The following is a 16,122-nucleotide window of genomic DNA, read 5'->3' on the forward strand; positions in this document are numbered from 1 at the left end:
TGAGCACACTGCTCACGCTGCCGATGAACCGGATTGTCGGGTGGTTCGGAAGGGGTCCACCCGGCAGTTCAAGCCCGCAGTGCATCAGGGGGGAGGCCCTGACATGACAACCAGCATCCGCACGAAGCTGCTCGGCAGCTTCCTGCTCGTCGCGACGTTGATGCTCGTGCTCGGCATCGTCGCGATCACGCGCCTCGGCGCGGTCGAGGACGCGGCCGGCGGCGTCGACGCCGCGCAGGCTGAGCGGATCCACGACGCGGTCGCCAGCGGCCGGACGTGGACGATCGTACTCGTCGTCGTCGGCGCGCTTGTCGCGGTCGGCCTCGCGCTGCTGCTCGGACGGCAGGTCGCGGGCGGGCTGAGACAGCTCGTCAGCGCCGCGCGCGGGATCGCCGGCGGCGACGTCGAGCAGCAGGTGAAGGTCAGCTCGCGCGACGAGATCGGGCAGACGGCCGAGGCCTTCGGCGCGATGATCGCCTATCTGGAGGAGATGGCGCAGGCGGCACGGCGGATCGCCGCCGGCGACCTGACCGTCGAGGTCAAGCCGAAGTCCGACAGAGACGCGCTCGGGACCGCCTTCGCGGCGATGAGCACGGAGCTGCACGAGGCGCTCGGCGACAGCTCCTGCCTCGACGCGCTGCTGCAGCGGATGGACTCGATGTCCTCCCACTGCATGATCGACCTGGAGAGCGCGCTGACGGCGGCGCGCGACGGCGACCTGACGCTCGAGGTGACGCCGGTGACGAGCCCGATCAGCGCCGCCGACGGCGCCGAGCTGGGCCGCCTCGCCGAGATCTTCAACACGATGCTCGGCCGCGCGAAGGGCTCGATCGACGCCTACAACGCGATGCGCGGCAACGTCGCCGAGCTGCTGCGCGAGATCTCGCGCGAGACGCAGGCGGTCGCGGCCGCCTCGCAGCAGATGGCGACGACGTCGGAGGAGTCTGGCCGCGCGGTGACCGAGATAGCGACCGCCGTCGGCGAGGTCGCGGCCGGCGCCGAGCGCCAGGTCCGCACCGTCTCCGAGGCGCGCGAGCTGAGCGAGGAGGTCGTGCTCGCGACCCGCTCCTCCAGCGAGGAGGCGGCCGAGACGGCGCGCGCCGCCGCGGCCGCACGCCAGGTCGCCGAGGACGGCGCCGACGCGATCGCGCGCGCGACGGAGGGAATGCGCGCGCTGGAGCAGATGTCGGACGGCGTCTCGGAGGCGATGCGCTCGCTCGGCGCCAAGTCGGACGAGATCGGCGGCATCGTCGGCACGATCACCGGGATCGCGGAGCAGACCAACCTGCTCGCGTTGAACGCCGCGATCGAGGCGGCGCGTGCCGGTGAGCAGGGGCGCGGCTTCGCGGTCGTGGCGGAGGAGGTGCGCAAGCTGGCGGAGGAGTCGCAGCAGGCGGCGGCCTCGATCGCCGGCCTCGTCGGCGAGATCCAGGCCGAGACGGTCTCGGCGGTCGGGCGCGTCGAGTCGGGCAGCGGCGAGATCGAGCGCGGCGTCACGACCGTCGACGAGGCGCGCGAGTCGTTCGTGCGGATCGGCGGCTCGGTCGAGGACATGAACGGGCGCGTCGAGCGGATCGCCGCGGCGATCGCGCAGATCGCCGAGCGGACCGCGACGATGGGCTCGAACATGAACGACGTCGCGATCGTCGCCGAGCAGTCGTCGGCCTCCAGCGAGCAGGTGTCGGCCTCGACGCAGCAGACGAGCGCCTCGACGCAGGAGATCGCCGCCTCCGCCCAGCAGCTCGCCAACACGGCCGAGCAGCTGGAGCTGCTGGTCTCGCGCTTCACGCTCGAACCGGCCTGAGGCGCGCCAATCGGGGTGGTTCTCCTGGGGCCGGAGCTAGCATCGGCCTCAGGAGACCTCACCCCGGAACCGGAGCGCTGACCAGCATGGCCGTAGCGATCGACAAGACTGACGAGCAGAAGGCGATCTGCGAGATGGTGCGGCAGTTCGCCGACGAGCAGATCATCCCGAACGCCGAGCACTACGACCACGCCGACGAGTTCCCCGAGCCGATCGTCGAGCAGATGAAGGAGCTCGGCCTGTTCGGCGTCACGATCCCCGAGGAGTACGGGGGCATGGGGCTCGACCTGACGACCTACGCGATGATCGTCGAGGAGCTGTCGCGCGGCTGGATCTCGATCTCGGGCGTCGTCAACACGCACTTCATCGGCTCCTACCTGCTGATGAAGTTCGGCAACGACGAGCAGAGACAGAAGTACCTGCCGCGGATGGCGACCGGCGAGATCCGCGCCGCCTTCTCGCTGTCGGAGCCGGAGCTGGGCTCCGACGTCGCCGCGATCAAGACCGCCGCCAGAAAGCTCGACGACGGCGCCTGGGAGATCAACGGCCAGAAGATGTGGGTCACCAACGGCCTCCGCTCCGACCTCGTCTTCGTGCTCGTCAAGACCGATCCGAACGCCGACAAGCCCCACCGCGGCATGACCTGCTTCATCGCCGAGAAGGAAGCGGGCGTCGGCGAGAACACGGGCGAGTACAAGGGCCTCAACGTCCCGCCGCAGCTGAGAAAGATGGGCTACAAGGGCGTCGAGTCGACCGAGCTGGTCTTCGACGGCTACCGCTGCCCGGCCGAGAACATCCTCGGCGGCGAGGCGGCCGGCCTCAACAAGGGCTTCCCGCAGATGATGGACGCGCTCGAGCTGGGCCGCGTCAACGTCGCCGCCCGCGGCGTCGGCATCGCGCAGCGGGCGCTGGAGCTGGCGCTGCGCTACTCGCAGGAGCGCAAGACCTTCGGCAAGCCGATCGCGCAGCACCAGGCGATCCAGTTCAAGCTCGCCGACATGGCGACGCAGGTCGACGCCGCGCGGCTGCTGACCAACCGCGCCGCGCGCATGAAGGACGCCGGCGAGCGCTCCGACATCGAGGCCGGCATGGCGAAGCTGTTCGCCTCCGAGGCCGGCCGCTTCTGCGTCGAGGAGTCGTTCCGAATTCACGGCGGTTACGGTTACTCCAGAGAGTATGAGATTGAGCGTCTCTACCGTGACGCCCCGCTGCTGCTGATCGGTGAGGGCACCTCGGAGATCCAGCGCATGGTGATCGGCCGCAAGCTGCTGGAGCGGCACAAGATCTGAGGTTCCGCCCCTCTCCCGACGGGATGGTCGGGTTCAACAGCTTGAACCCGACCATGTTTCCCTGTTCACCATGAGTAATAAAAGGTGAACTTGGCGTGAAAGCGTTCACTTGCCTGCCGATCACGGCATGTGAAACCGACTCGCGTCTGCGTCGCCGCAAGGAAGCGGCGCAGCAGGCCCCGCACGCGAGCCATCCCGTCAGGAGATCGCTGTGAAGCTGACCGTCAGGACGAAGCTGCTCGCCAGCTTTCTCGCCGTCGTCGTGCTCATGTTGGTCGTCGGGGTGGTCGCGATCGCCAAGATCGGGTCGATCCACGACGTCAACAAGGCCTACGCGACCGACGCGATACCGAGCGCCCTCGCCTCCGCACAGGTCGAGATCGACGCCAACAGAGTCCGCAAGGATCAGCTGCGCCACGTCGCCACGCTCGCGCTCCACCAGGGCAGAGGCACCGCCGCCGCGGAGATCGCCGAGACGCTGAGAGGCGACCTCGCCGAGATCGAGAGAGACCTCGCGAGCGCGACCGCGCTCGCCGACGAGGCGGCCGACCGCGCCCCGCTGCAGGCGCTCAGAAGCGCCTGGGAGGACTACCTCGCCGCCTCGGCTCCGGCCGAGACGCAGGCCGCCGCCGGCCAGTTCGGCCCGGCGCTGAGAACGCTGACGGAAGGCCCGGCCAGCGCCGCCTACGACAGAGTCAAGGCGGCGATGGTGACGCTGCACGACAGGCAGACGGCCCACATCGCCCGCGAGAACGAGCGCTCCGAGTCGGTCTCCAGCAGCGCCCGCACGTGGGTGATCGGGCTGTTGATAGCGGCCGCGCTCGTCTCGGTGGGGCTGGCGCTGCTGCTCGCCCAGCAGCTCGGCAACGGCCTCCGCCAACTGCTCGCCGCGGCCCGCGGGATCGCCGGCGGCGACGTCGAGCAGCGCGTCGAGGTCAGATCGCGCGACGAGCTGGGCGACACCGGCGAGGCGTTCAGGGAGATGGTCGCCTACCTCGACGAGATGGCGGACGCGGCGCGCGCGATCGCGGCCGGCGACCTCGCCGTCGACGTCAGACCGAAGTCCGACAGAGACGCGCTCGGGACCGCCTTCGAGCACATGAGCAGCGAGCTGCGCGAGGCGCTCGGCGACAGATCGTGCCTCGAGCAGCTGACGACGAGAATGGACTCGCTCGGCTCCAACTGCCTCAGCGACCTCGAGACCGCGCTGACCGCCGTCGCCGACGGCGACCTGACGCGCGAGGTCCATCCGGTCACGACGCCGATCGTCGCCGAGGAGGGCTACGCGGCCGGTCGCCTCGCCGAGTACTTCAACGCGACGCTGGCGAGAACACAGGCGTCGGTCGTCTCCTACAACGGGATGCGCGACAAGGTCGCCGGGATGCTGCACGAGATCACGCGCGAGTCGCAGTCGGTCGCGGCCGCGTCGCAGCAGATGGCGACGACGTCGGAGGAGTCGGGCCGCGCCGTCGGCGAGATCGCCGCCGCAGTCGGCGAGGTCGCGGTCGGCGCCGAGCGGCAGGTGCGGACGGTCGAGCAGGCGCGCCTGCTGGCCGAGCAGGTCGTCGGCGTGACCGCCAACTCCAGCGGCGATGCGCAGGAGACGGCCGCCGCGGCCGCGCAGGCGCGCGAGGTCGCCGAGCAGGGCGCGAGCGCGATCGCCGACGCCAGCGACGCGATGGAGGCGGTCCAGAGCTCCTCCTCCGCCGTCACCAGCACGATCCGCTCGCTCGGCGAGAAGTCCGACCAGATCGGCGGGATCGTCGCGACGATCACCGGGATCGCCGAGCAGACGAACCTGCTGGCGCTGAACGCCGCGATCGAGGCGGCGCGGGCGGGCGAGCAGGGGCGCGGCTTCGCCGTCGTCGCGGAGGAGGTGCGCAAGCTGGCTGAGGAGTCGCGCGAGGCGGCGCGCTCGATCGCCGCGCTGATCTCCGAGATCCAGCACGAGACCGGCCGCGCGGTCGAGGTCGTCGAGAGCGGCGCGCAGCGCACCGCCGACGGCGTCTCGACCGTCGAGCAGGCGCGCGCCTCGTTCCTGCAGATCGGGACCTCGGTCGAGGACATGAACGGGCGTGTCCAGCTGATCGCCGGCGCGGTCGCCGAGATCGCCGACAGCGCCGGCCGCATGGCCGGCAACATGGCCGAGGTCGCGGCGGTCGCCGAGCAGTCGTCGGCCTCCGCCGAGCAGGTGTCGGCCTCGACGCAGCAGACGAGCGCCTCGACGCAGGAGATCGCCGCCTCGGCGATCAGCCTCGCGAAGACCGCCGAGGAGCTGGATCGGCTCGTCGCGCAGTTCACGCTCGCCTAGGAATTCGGAAGGAGCAGGAGCTTTTGGCGCGTTTGCGCCTCATTGCGCTCCTGCTCCGTCCGATCACCAGAGCATGAAGATCACGGTTCGCACGAAGCTGCTCGGCGGCTTCCTCGTCGTCGTCGGACTGCTTCTGGTCGTCGGTCTGGTCGCGATCAGCAAGCTCGGCTCGATCAACGACGTCACACGTCAGCTGTCCGGCAACGCCGTCCCCAGCGTCGAGGCGGTCGGCTCGCTCAACGGCAGAATGAACGCCTACCGCAAGGACCAGCTGCGGTTCGTCACCTCGCCCGACCAGGAGTCGAGACCCGGCTTCCTCGAGGACCTCAGAGCGGGCGCCGCCTCGATCGAGGGCGAGCTGGCGAGGCTGCGCAGACTGTCCAGCGGCGCGGCCGACCTCGCGCAGACGAACGCCTTCGCGGCGGCCTGGAGACGCTACGCCGCGGCGACCGCCGGGATCGCGCAGGAGCCGTCGGCCGCGGCGGGGATGGAGATCCTCGTCGGCGACAGAGGCAAGCCGGCCTTCGACGCGATGGAGGAGGCGCTGGCGAGCGTCGTCGCCTTCCAGCACCGCGCGGCCGTCAGACAGGGCGCCGACGCCGACGACACCGTCTCCGGCGCGAGAATCATGATCATCGTGCTGCTGATCGCCGCCGTCGCGGCCGCGATCGCGATCGCGCTGCTGCTGTCGCGGCAGATCGCGGGCGGCCTGCGGCAGATGGTCGCCGCGGCCCGCGGGATCGCGCGCGGCGACATCGAGCAGCGGGTCGACGTCAGATCGCGCGACGAGCTCGGCGACGCCGCCGAGGCCTTCCGCGCGATGATCGCCTACCTCGACGAGATGGCGGTCGCCGCCCGCTCGATCGCGGACGGCGAGCTGGACGTGAGCGTGACGCCGAAGTCCGACAGAGACGCGCTCGGCAGCGCCTTCAAGCTGATGAGCGAGCAGCTGCGCGAGGCGCTCGGCGACGACTCCTGCCTCGACGCGCTGGTCGCGCGGATGGAGCAGCTCGGCGAGCAGGACATGAGAGCGCTGGAGCAGGCGCTGGCCGCCGTCGCCGCCGGCGACCTGACCGTCGACGCGCCGATGACGACGACCGCGATCGTCGCCGCCGACGGGCGCGCCCCCGGCCGCCTGGCGGAGATCTTCAACGAGATGCTGGGCCAGCTGGAGACGTCGGTGCGCGGCTACGACGGCATGCGCGCGAAGGTGACGGCGATGCTGCGGCAGATCGCGACCGAGACGCAGTCGGTCTCAGCGGCGTCGCAGCAGATGGCGATGACGTCGGAGGAGTCGGGCCGCGCGGTCGGCGAGATCGCCAACGCGGTCGGCGAGGTCGCGGCCGGCGCCGAGCGGCAGGTCCGCACCGTCGGCGAGGCGCGCGAGCTGACCGAGGAGATCGTCACCGCGACGCGCGACTCCAGCGCGAACGCGGAGGAGACGGCCGCCGCGGCCGCGCAGGCGCGCGAGGTCGCCGAGCTGGGCGCGAGCGCGATCGCCGACGCGACCGACGCGATGGAGGCGGTCCAGGCCTCCTCCGGCGCGGTGACGGAGACGATCCGCGCGCTCGGCGAGAAGTCGGGCCAGATCGGCGGGATCGTCTCGACGATCACCGGGATCGCGGAGCAGACGAACCTGCTCGCGCTCAACGCTGCGATCGAGGCCGCGCGGGCCGGCGAGCAGGGCCGCGGCTTCGCGGTCGTCGCCGAGGAGGTGCGCAAGCTGGCGGAGGAGTCGCAGGACGCCGCCAGGTCGATCTCGTCGCTGATCGCGGAGATCCAGCAGGAGACCGGCCGCGCGGTCGACGTCGTCGAGTCGGGCGCGGCGCGCACGGCCGACGGCGTCACGACCGTCGAGCAGGCGCGCAGCTCGTTCCTGCAGATCGGCGCCTCGGTCGAGGACATGTCGACGCGAGTCGAGCAGATCGCCAGCGTCGCGGGCGAGATCAGCGCCCGCGCGGTGCGGATGGAGGAGAACATGGCCGACGTCGTCTCGGTCGCCGAGCAGTCGTCGGCCTCGACCGAGCAGGTCTCGGCCTCGACGCAGCAGACGAGCGCCTCGACGCAGGAGATCGCGGCGTCGGCGAGCGAGCTGGCGAAGACGGCCGAGGAGCTGGAGCGGCTCGTGGGGGAGTTCCGACTGGCGGCCCACTAGACTCCCCGCTCTGTCCTCCTCGACCGACACCAGAGCGCTGATCGAGCAGGCCGTCCGCAACTTCCTCGCGGACGTGCCTGCACTGCAGCCGCTGAAGCTGGTCGTCGGCGTCGAGCTGCGCGGCCGCGGCGACATCCAGATGTACCGCGTCGAGCTGCCCGGCCCGGTCGTGATCAAGGACATCGCCTCCGACGCGAGAGTGCGCCTGGAGCTGCCGCGCGCGACCTTCAACCAGCTCGCGCCCGAGGGCACGATCAGAGGCTGGCGCACCGCCTTCGAGCACGGCGACGCGAAGGTCACCGGCGTCGATCAGATCATCAGACTGATCCGCCAGGTGGTCGAGAAGCAGGAAGAGCGCAACCGCACGCGCAGAGCGCGCGGCGGTCACTGACCCCGCTCCCTGGCGATCGACCGAAACCTGTCGCGTCTGACAGGGTTCTCCTCTCGACAGAGACGATGCGAGGGAGAACGATGTTGAGCCGGGAGAAGCTGCTGCATCCTGCGACCGCGATCGCGCTGCTGGCGCTGTTCGTGTCGCTCGGCGGCGTCACGTACGCGGCCGCGACGATCGGCACCAGCCAGATCAAGAACAGCGCCGTCACGAACGCGAAGCTGAAGAACGGCGCGGTCACGGGCAGCAAGCTGAAGAACGGCGCCGTCACCTCCGCGAAGATCGGCCGCGGGGCGGTTCGCGGCGACCGGATCGCGAGAGAGGGCGTGACGGCGCGCGAGCTGGCCAGAGGCGCCGTCAACGGCGCGGTGCTCGCCGACAACGCCGTCGGCAGCAGCAAGCTCGGCCTCGGCGCGGTCACCGGCCCCAAGCTCTCCGACGGCGCCGTCGCCGGCGCCAAGCTGGCCGACAGAGGCGTCGCCGGCAGCAAGCTGGAGGACGGCGCGGTCACCGCCGCCAAGCTCGCGCCGGGCGCCGTCACGGCCGACAAGCTCGCGCCCGGCACGGCGGTCGGCGGCTACGGCCAGGTGCTCTCCGGCTCGGCGAGATTGACCGCGGGGGCGGTCGACACGGCATTCCTGGCGCTGCCGGGCATCGGGCTGCTGAGCGCCGCCTGCGACGTCGCCTCCGGCGGCTTCGCGCTGACCGCCTCGGCGCCTGCCGACGTCCGCATCTTCGGTCAGGGCGACGGCAGAGCGTCGAGCGTCAGACGCGCGCAGCTCGCGGCTGGCGGCAGCGTCTCGGCCAGCAGCAGCGACGCCGGCGACGGCACCTACGCGTCGACCTGGCAGATCGTCGTCGGCGGCCGCGTGGCGACCGTGTGGGCGACGGTCGGCGTCAGCGGCGGCAGCTGCGACGCGGCCGCGCAGGCGCTGCTCTCCTAGCGCGCCGGCGGGCGCAAACGCGCCGGTCCCAAACCGGGGCCGGCGCGCGATGGCCTCTGGCAGGATGGCCCGCATGAACCGATCGCGACGCAGCTGCCATGCCGTTCCTGGCTCCAACGAGCGCTTCCTCGAGAAGGCGACCGGCCTCGACGCCGACGAGGTCTTCCTCGACCTCGAGGACGCCGTCGCGCAGGGCGAGAAGGCGAGAGCGCGCGGTCAGGTGATCGCCGCCCTGCATGACCTCGACTTCGGCGACACAACGGTCGTCGTGCGCGTCAACGGCACCGACACGCCGCACTACTACCGCGACCTGATCGACGTCGTCGAGCAGGCCGGCGACAAGCTCCACGCGATCATGCTGCCGAAGGTCCAGACGCCCGGCGACGTCGAGATGACCGACAAGCTGATCACGCAGATCGAGCTGGCGAAGGGGTGGGAGGTCGGCCGCATCGGGATCGAGGCGCAGATCGAGGACGCGAAGGGCCTGATCGCCTGCGAGCAGATCGCGACCGCCTCCAAGCGGATGGAGACGCTGATCTTCGGCCCCGGCGACTACTCGGCCGCGATCGGCATCCCGATCACGACGATCGGCGGCGTCCCGGAGGGCTACCCGGGCGACCACCTCAACTACCTCTACAGCCGCCTCGTCGTCGCCGCCCGCGCCGCCGGCATCCAGGCGATCGACGGCCCGTACGCGAACTTCAAGGACGAGGAGGGGCTGCGCACCCGCTCGCGCATCTCGCGCGCGCTCGGCCTCGACGGCAAGTGGACGATCCACCCGAGCCAGATCGCCGTCGTCAACGAGACCTTCAGCCCGTCGCAGAGAGAGTACGAGCGCGCCGCCGCGATGCTCGCCGCCTACCGCGCGGCCGCCGACGACGGCGGCCAGGGCGCGGCTATGTTCGACGGTGAGATGATCGACGAGGCGAACCGCAAGATGGCTGAGCGCGTCGTGCAGGCTGGAGCTGCCGCCGGCTACGCCGCGTAGCCGCACGCGCCGAGAAGTACTGCGGCACGGCGGGCTGCTGGGCAGCCCGCCGCCGTCCGCCGCAGCAGGCCGGCTGCGGCTTACAGCCCATACGCCTCGGCCAGCTCGGGGTCGCGCTCGGCCAGCGAGCGGGCGAGCGTGACCATCACCTGCGCCTGCTTCCAGGTCGCGTCGTCCTGCATCTTGCCGTCGATCATGTGGACGCCGCGGCCGTCCGGGATCGCCTCGATCACCTTCTTCGCGAACGCGACCTCGTCCGGGTCGGGCGAGAAGACCTTCTTCGCGATCCCGATCTGGACCGGGTGCAGCGACCAGGTGCCGACGCAGCCGAGCAGGAAGGCGGCGCGGAACTGCGCCTCGCAGCCGGCGACGTCCTTGATGTCGCCGTACGGCCCGTAGTACGGCAGGATCCCGGTCGCCGTGCAGGCGTCGACCATGCGCGCGAGCGTGTAGTGCCACGGGTCCTGCTGGGCGGTCGCGCGCGGCGCCTCGGGGTTGGCCGGATCGGGGTCGTCGATCACGCGGTAGCCGGGGTGGCCGCCGCCGACGCGGGTCGTCTTCATGCGGCGCGAGGCGGCGAGGTCGGCCGGGCCGAGCGAGATCCCCTGCATGCGCGGGCTGGCGCTGGCGATCTCCTCGACGTTGGCCATGCCGAGCGCGGTCTCGAGGATCGCGTGGATCAGGATCGGGCGGTCGAGGCCGGCCTTCGCCTCCAGCTGCGCGATCAGCCGATCGGCGTAGTGGATGTCCCACGGGCCCTCGACCTTGGGCAGCATGATGACGTCGATCTTGTCGCCGGCCTCGAGCACGGCGGCGGTGATGTCGTCGAGCACCCACGGGCTCTCGAGCGAGTTGACGCGGGTCCACAGCGTCGCCTCGGGCGCCAGCGACTTGGCGATGCTGACGAGCCCGGCGCGGGCCGCCTCCTTGCGGTCGGCGGGGACGCCGTCCTCGAGGTTGCCGAGCACGACGTCGGCCTTCTGAGCGATGTCGGGCACCTTCGCCGCCATCTTCTCGTTGCTCGGGTCGAAGAAGTGGATCATCCGCGACGGCGTCGCGGGGACGTCGAGCAGCGGCTGCGGGGCGCCGTTGGCGAGCGGCTTCAGGAAGTCACGGGGATTGCGCACTGGGGAGGCTCCTGTTCAAGAGATCGCGCCCGATCGTAGGCATCCGGGGTGCTCACAGACCCCGATACGGCATCCTTGCCGCCTTCGCATCCCAGAACCCGCGAAACCCGAGCAGGAGACAGCGATGAGCGAGACGACCAACCACGTCGACACCGACCAGGACGTGCGCGAGGCCTCAGGCGCGCACAGCTACGGCCGCTACCTCGAGGAGTTCGAGGAGGGCGCCGTCTACAAGCACTGGCCGGCGAAGACCGTCACCGAGGGCGACGACCACCTCTTCTGCCTGCTGACGATGAACCACCACCCGCTGCACATCAACGACGTCTACGCGGGCAGATCGCAGCAGGGGAGAAATGTAGTTGTCGGACCGTATGTCTACAGCCTCGCGCTCGGAATGTCCGTTTCGGATATTTCCGGCAAGGCGATCGCGAACCTCGCGACCGAGGGTCTGAGCCACCCGAACCCGGTCTTCCACGGCGACACGCTGTTCGCCGAGACCGAAGTGCTGGAAGTCAGACCTTCCCGCAGCAAGCCGGATCGCGGCCTCGTCAAGGTCCACACGCGCGTCCTCAACCAGGACGGCGTGCTGGTCGCCGAGTTCAGACGCCTGGTGCTCGTCCCGAAGCGGAATCCGGGGGTCTGAGGCAGGACCGGAGGTCAGGGTCGCGACGGTTCTGGAAGCACACTTCCGAAAGCGATGAAATACTGCCGCGGATGCCACGCGAGCCAACCGAGGGAGTGCACGTGAGCATCACCGAAACCGACGCCCCGCCGACTCGCCACGAGAAACTCGTGGCATGGGTCGAGGAGATCGCGGCCCTGACCCAACCCGATCGCATCCACTGGTGCGACGGATCCGCCGACGAGTACGACCGCCTCTGTCAAGCGCTGGTCGACGCCGGCACGTTCGAGCGTCTTTCCGACGCGAAGCGACCGAATTCGTACCTCGCGCTCTCCGATCCGGGCGACGTCGCCCGCGTCGAGGACCGCACGTTCATCTGCTCGGCGTCCGAGAGCGACGCCGGTCCGACGAACAACTGGCGCGAGCCGGCCGAGATGCGCGCCCACCTCGACGGCCTCTTCAGGGGCTCGATGAGGGGCCGCACGATGTACGTCGTGCCGTTCTCGATGGGCCCGCTGGGCTCCGACATCGCGCACATCGGCGTGCAGCTGACCGACTCCGCGTACGTCGCCGTCTCGATGCGGATCATGACCCGCATGGGCGCCGGCGCGCTGGAGGTGCTGGGCGAGGACGGCCACTTCGTGCCGTGCGTCCACTCCGTCGGCGCACCGCTGGAGGAGGGCCAGGAGGACGTCCCGTGGCCCTGCAACGCGGACAACAAGTACATCGTCCACTACCCCGAGTCGCGCGAGATCTGGTCGTTCGGCTCCGGCTACGGCGGCAACGCGCTGCTCGGCAAGAAGTGCTTCGCGCTGCGGATCGCCTCGGTCATGGCCCGTGACGAGGGCTGGATGGCCGAGCACATGCTGATCCTCAAGCTGACCTCGCCCGAGGGCGTCGTCAAGTACGTCACCGGCGCCTTCCCGTCGGCCTGCGGCAAGACCAACCTGGCGATGCTGATCCCGACGCTCGAGGGCTGGAAGGTCGAGACGATCGGCGACGACATCGCGTGGATGAAGTTCGGCTCCGACGGCCGTCTCTACGCGGTCAACCCCGAGGCCGGCTTCTTCGGCGTCGCCCCGGGCACGAGCGAGAAGACCAACCCGAACGCGATCGCGACCGCCGCCGCCAACGCGATCTTCACCAACGTCGCCAAGACCGATGACGGCGACATCTGGTGGGAGGACATGTCGGACGAGCCGCCGGCTCATCTGACCGACTGGCACGGCAACGACTGGACGCCGGACAGCGGCCGCCCGGCCGCCCACCCGAACGCCCGCTTCACGGTCCCGGCCGCGCAGGACCCGGCGATCGCGCCCGAGTGGGAGGACCCGGCCGGCGTGCCGATCGACGCCTTCCTGTTCGGCGGCCGCCGCTCCAGCGTCGTGCCGCTCGTGCACGAGGCGTACGACTGGGACCACGGCGTCTTCCTCGGCGCGACGATGGCGTCGGAGACGACCGCCGCGGCGACCGGAGCGGTCGGCAGACTGCGCCGCGACCCGTTCGCCCAGCTGCCGTTCGCCGGCTACCACATGGGCGACTACATCGGCCACTGGCTGAAGATCGGCCGGCGCGAAGGCGCCGATCTGCCGAAGATCTTCTACGTCAACTGGTTCCGCAAGGACGAGGACGGCCGCTGGCTGTGGCCCGGCTTCGGCGAGAACAGCCGCGTGCTGAAGTGGGTCTTCGAGCGCACGGCCGGCACCGCCGACGGCGTCGAGACCCCGATCGGCATCCTGCCGACCGCCGACGCGATCGACACCGACGGCCTCGACATCGACGCCGCCGACCTGGCCGAGCTGCTGAAGGTCGACGCGGAGGAGTGGAAGGCCGAGCTGCCCTCGATCCGCGAGCACCTGGAGACGTTCGGCGACCGCCTGCCGGCCGAGATCCGCCAGCAGGTCGACGCGCTGCAAGCGCGCTTGGACGCCGCCTGAGACAGCACCCGCCCCGGCACCCGGCCGGGGCGGGACCATGAACCGCCGCGCTACGCCAGCAGCTCGGCTGCCGCCGGCGGCAGGTCGTACTGCGCGCGCAGCTCGTCGAGGCCGACCTCGGTCGCGCCCCAGAAGTCCCAGTCGGCGGCGACGATGTCGGTGCTCATCGCGGCGCCGCGGTCCCACGCGGTCCAGAAGCGGCGCGGCTCGAAGTAGCCGGTCGCCGCGCCGGCGATGTCGTTGAGGTGGATGCCGAGGTGCCAGCTGAACAGCACCGGCAGCACCTCCGCGGACATCGGGTGGTCGGGGTGCATCGCGCCGATGAAGGTCGAGACGCACAGCTCGCCCAGCTGCGAGGTCGAGTAGCCGCTGAGCACGTGCGAGGAGTCGTGCGGCGTCGTGAAGCCCTCGGCGAGGCCCGCGGGATTGCCGGGGAAGGCGAAGCCGTGGCTGACGAAGTGCTCGTGGAAGGCCCGCCCGAAGCTGCCGTGCGGCAGCTCGCCGAGCGCGCTGTAGCGCGCTTCCAGCTGCGCGTCGGGCGCCTCGCGATAGGGCAGGAACGGGGCGATCGCGTCGTGGTCGATCCCGGTCGTGTTCAGGTGCGGGAACGACTCGGCGTTCTTGCGCACGATGCAGGCGGCCGCCTGGGCGACCTCGCCGGCGGCCGTCTCGGCGAGGATCCGCAGGTACTCCTCGTCGACCCCGAGCGCGTCGGCGAACTGCTGCACGAGCGCGGTCTTGCCGGCGTCGACGCGCCCGTCCGCGAGCGACAGCACGGCCAGCATCCGGATCGCCTGCCGGGCGTCGTCGGGGCTGAGCATCGTCGCCGCGAGCTGCTGCGGGTCACGCGGGGTGACGCTGTCGGCATCGCCCGGGTCGCGGCCGAGCACGATCTGGGCGGCGGCCGCGATCGTCTGCCGGTCGGCGTCGGCGACGCCCTCCTCGCCGTGGGCGAGCGCGATCGCGCGCATCGCACCGAGGATCGCGTCGGACTGAGGACGGGGGACACGCAGGATCATGGTGCGGGAGCGTAGTGTGCGCAGCCCGCGCCGGTAGCATCGGACCCGACCGATGTTCGACCACGTCACGATCCGCGTCGCAGACCGCGACGCCTCACGTCGCTTCTGGGAGGCGCTCGCGCCGTCTGCGCGGCTGCACGTCGGCGCGGAGCGGCCGGGGCGGGTGCTGTTCCGCCGCGAGGGCGGTGGCGGCGGGTCGTTGTCGATCGTCCAGGCGGCGCCCGGCGAGCCGGTGACGAGCGGTGCGCAGATCGCCTTCGGCGTCGAGGACGGGGCCGCCGCCACCATGCTCGACCCGGACGGCAACGCGATCGAGCTGGTCAGCCACCCCCGCTGAGCAGCTCGGCGACGAGCCGCAGCTGCTCGGCGTAGCGGTCGGCGAACTGCTCGGAGCCGGGGTCGAGGCCGGTGAGCCGGCGCGCGTCGCCGGGGAAGGCGGCGCCGGCGCTGGCGATCGCCTGCAGCACCAGCATCACGAAGGCGGGGTCCAGTCGCGCGTCCAGCTCGCCCGCCTGCTGGCGGCGGCGGAGGTCCTCCAGCTCCTCGCGGTCGCGCGATGCGTGCGCCTCGGCCGGATCGGGGCCGCCCTCCAGCGCCTCGCGCAGGAACAGCCGCGTCATCTCGCGGTCGCGGACGCTCTCGCGCATGTAGTGCACGACCAGCTCGCCGAGCGGCAGCGCCGGGTCGGCGAACTCCTGCTCGCGCGCCAGCCAGCGCTCGCCGAGCGCCTCGTAGAGGCCCTGCTTGCCGTCGAAGTGGTAGGAGATCAGCTGCTTGTTGACGCCGGCGCGGGCGGCGATCTCGCTGACGCGCGCGCCCGCCAGCCCCTTGGCGGCGAACTCGACGAGGGCGGCGTCGAGCAGCGCCTGACGGGTGCGCTCGGGGTCGCGCGGCTGGCCTCTGCGGGGGCGTCTGTCGCTCATCTGCGTCGGAAGCCTACTGCTGCGCGCCCTAGCTTTCATCCGGGTGGTTGACACTTTCATCCATTTGGATGAGAATGCTCGCCATGCAGACCGAGACGACGGACCTCAGCTCCCTCAGCACGCCGGCCGCGCTCGAGTTCGAATGCCAGGTCGAGACGCTCGTCGCCGGCGGCGTCCCGTGGACCGCCGGGCTCACCGACGAGCAGTTCCGCGCGCTCGTCGCACCGCTGGCCGAGCGCGCCGTCGCGCTGTCGTCGGACGACGGCCGCCGCGAGCGGCCGCCGGCGCGGATCCCGTTCACGCTCGTCGTCGCACCGGAGCTGCTGCCGGCCGAGCGCGCGGTCGCGCTGCTGCAGCGGCGCGGCGACCGTGCGGCCGGAGCGCTCGCGGAGGCCCGCGACGAACAGCTCGTCGCGATCCCGCGCGGCGTCGCCTACCTGCTCGCGGACGTCGTCGCCGGCGGCGCCGTCCCGCCGGGCTCGGGGCGCTCGCCGCTGACGGCCGAGGAGCGGCTCGCGGTCACGATCCAAGCGGCCTGGGCAGGCGCCGGCGCGACGATGCCGCCGGCCGCCACGTGCGGCGCGCGGATCGGGCTCTAGACGGCGCGGCGGC

The 16,122-nt window shown here is 71.2% G+C and carries 14 protein-coding genes; 11 read left to right on the forward strand and 3 right to left on the reverse strand.

What is annotated here, in order from left to right; all coding sequences use genetic code 11:
* Positions 1 to 103: 103 nt before the first annotated feature.
* The 7 genes from Q7L73_RS19250 to Q7L73_RS19280 all read left to right on the forward strand — a co-directional run bounded on the left by Q7L73_RS19250 (position 104) and on the right by Q7L73_RS19280 (position 9,882).
* Positions 104 to 1,804: a methyl-accepting chemotaxis protein gene (locus Q7L73_RS19250; RefSeq protein WP_304691803.1), complete on the forward strand. Its 1,701-nt coding sequence runs from the start codon at positions 104 to 106 to the stop codon at positions 1,802 to 1,804.
* Positions 1,805 to 1,881: 77 nt separating this feature from the next.
* A complete protein-coding gene (locus Q7L73_RS19255) occupies positions 1,882 to 3,093 on the forward strand; it encodes an acyl-CoA dehydrogenase family protein (RefSeq protein WP_370552418.1) in 1,212 nt (403 codons plus the stop codon).
* Positions 3,094 to 3,304: 211 nt separating this feature from the next.
* A complete protein-coding gene (locus tag Q7L73_RS19260; protein WP_304691805.1) occupies positions 3,305 to 5,404 on the forward strand; it encodes a methyl-accepting chemotaxis protein in 2,100 nt (699 codons plus the stop codon).
* Between the two features lie 73 nt (positions 5,405 to 5,477).
* Positions 5,478 to 7,559, forward strand: coding sequence for a methyl-accepting chemotaxis protein (locus tag Q7L73_RS19265; protein WP_304691806.1), 2,082 nt, complete (start codon positions 5,478 to 5,480; stop codon positions 7,557 to 7,559).
* A 73-nt stretch (positions 7,560 to 7,632) separates the two neighbouring features.
* The gene (locus tag Q7L73_RS19270; protein WP_304691807.1) at positions 7,633 to 7,950 is read left to right on the forward strand and encodes a hypothetical protein; all 318 of its coding nucleotides are present in this window, start codon (positions 7,633 to 7,635) and stop codon (positions 7,948 to 7,950) included.
* A gap of 80 nt (positions 7,951 to 8,030) precedes the next feature.
* A complete protein-coding gene (locus Q7L73_RS19275; RefSeq protein ID WP_304691808.1) occupies positions 8,031 to 8,894 on the forward strand; it encodes a hypothetical protein in 864 nt (287 codons plus the stop codon).
* Positions 8,895 to 8,967: 73 nt separating this feature from the next.
* Complete coding sequence (locus Q7L73_RS19280) at positions 8,968 to 9,882, forward strand: CoA ester lyase (protein ID WP_304691809.1); 915 nt, start codon at positions 8,968 to 8,970, stop codon at positions 9,880 to 9,882.
* An 80-nt stretch (positions 9,883 to 9,962) separates the two neighbouring features.
* Here Q7L73_RS19280 and Q7L73_RS19285 read toward each other — a convergent pair whose 3' ends face one another.
* A complete protein-coding gene (locus Q7L73_RS19285; protein WP_304691810.1) occupies positions 9,963 to 11,009 on the reverse strand; it encodes a CoA ester lyase in 1,047 nt (348 codons plus the stop codon).
* 124 nt (positions 11,010 to 11,133) lie between these two features.
* On the opposite strand from Q7L73_RS19285, the gene Q7L73_RS19290 reads away from it, so the two are divergent.
* On the forward strand, positions 11,134 to 11,652 hold the full coding sequence (locus Q7L73_RS19290; RefSeq protein WP_304691811.1) for a MaoC family dehydratase: 519 nt from the start codon (positions 11,134 to 11,136) through the stop codon (positions 11,650 to 11,652).
* Between the two features lie 71 nt (positions 11,653 to 11,723).
* On the forward strand, positions 11,724 to 13,568 hold the full coding sequence (locus Q7L73_RS19295) for a phosphoenolpyruvate carboxykinase (GTP) (RefSeq protein WP_370552417.1): 1,845 nt from the start codon (positions 11,724 to 11,726) through the stop codon (positions 13,566 to 13,568).
* A 50-nt stretch (positions 13,569 to 13,618) separates the two neighbouring features.
* Here the strand turns inward: Q7L73_RS19295 and Q7L73_RS19300 are convergent, their stop codons facing one another.
* Positions 13,619 to 14,587 (reverse strand): hypothetical protein, encoded by a 969-nt coding sequence (locus Q7L73_RS19300; RefSeq protein ID WP_304691813.1) that lies wholly within the window; start codon positions 14,585 to 14,587, stop codon positions 13,619 to 13,621.
* 52 nt (positions 14,588 to 14,639) lie between these two features.
* On the opposite strand from Q7L73_RS19300, the gene Q7L73_RS19305 reads away from it, so the two are divergent.
* On the forward strand, positions 14,640 to 14,924 hold the full coding sequence (locus Q7L73_RS19305; protein ID WP_304691814.1) for a VOC family protein: 285 nt from the start codon (positions 14,640 to 14,642) through the stop codon (positions 14,922 to 14,924).
* Here the strand turns inward: Q7L73_RS19305 and Q7L73_RS19310 are convergent.
* A complete protein-coding gene (locus tag Q7L73_RS19310; protein ID WP_304691815.1) occupies positions 14,908 to 15,510 on the reverse strand; it encodes a TetR/AcrR family transcriptional regulator in 603 nt (200 codons plus the stop codon). The two genes, Q7L73_RS19305 and Q7L73_RS19310, sit on opposite strands and share 17 nt — an antisense overlap.
* A 68-nt stretch (positions 15,511 to 15,578) precedes the next feature.
* Between Q7L73_RS19310 and Q7L73_RS19315 the strand changes: the two genes are divergently transcribed.
* Positions 15,579 to 16,109, forward strand: a complete 531-nt coding sequence (locus Q7L73_RS19315) for a DUF5701 family protein (protein WP_304691816.1) — start codon at positions 15,579 to 15,581, stop codon at positions 16,107 to 16,109.
* Positions 16,110 to 16,122: the final 13 nt, after the last annotated feature.

This window comes from Conexibacter sp. CPCC 205762 (assembly GCF_030646155.1).
Taxonomy (GTDB): Bacteria; Actinomycetota; Thermoleophilia; order Solirubrobacterales; family Solirubrobacteraceae; genus Conexibacter.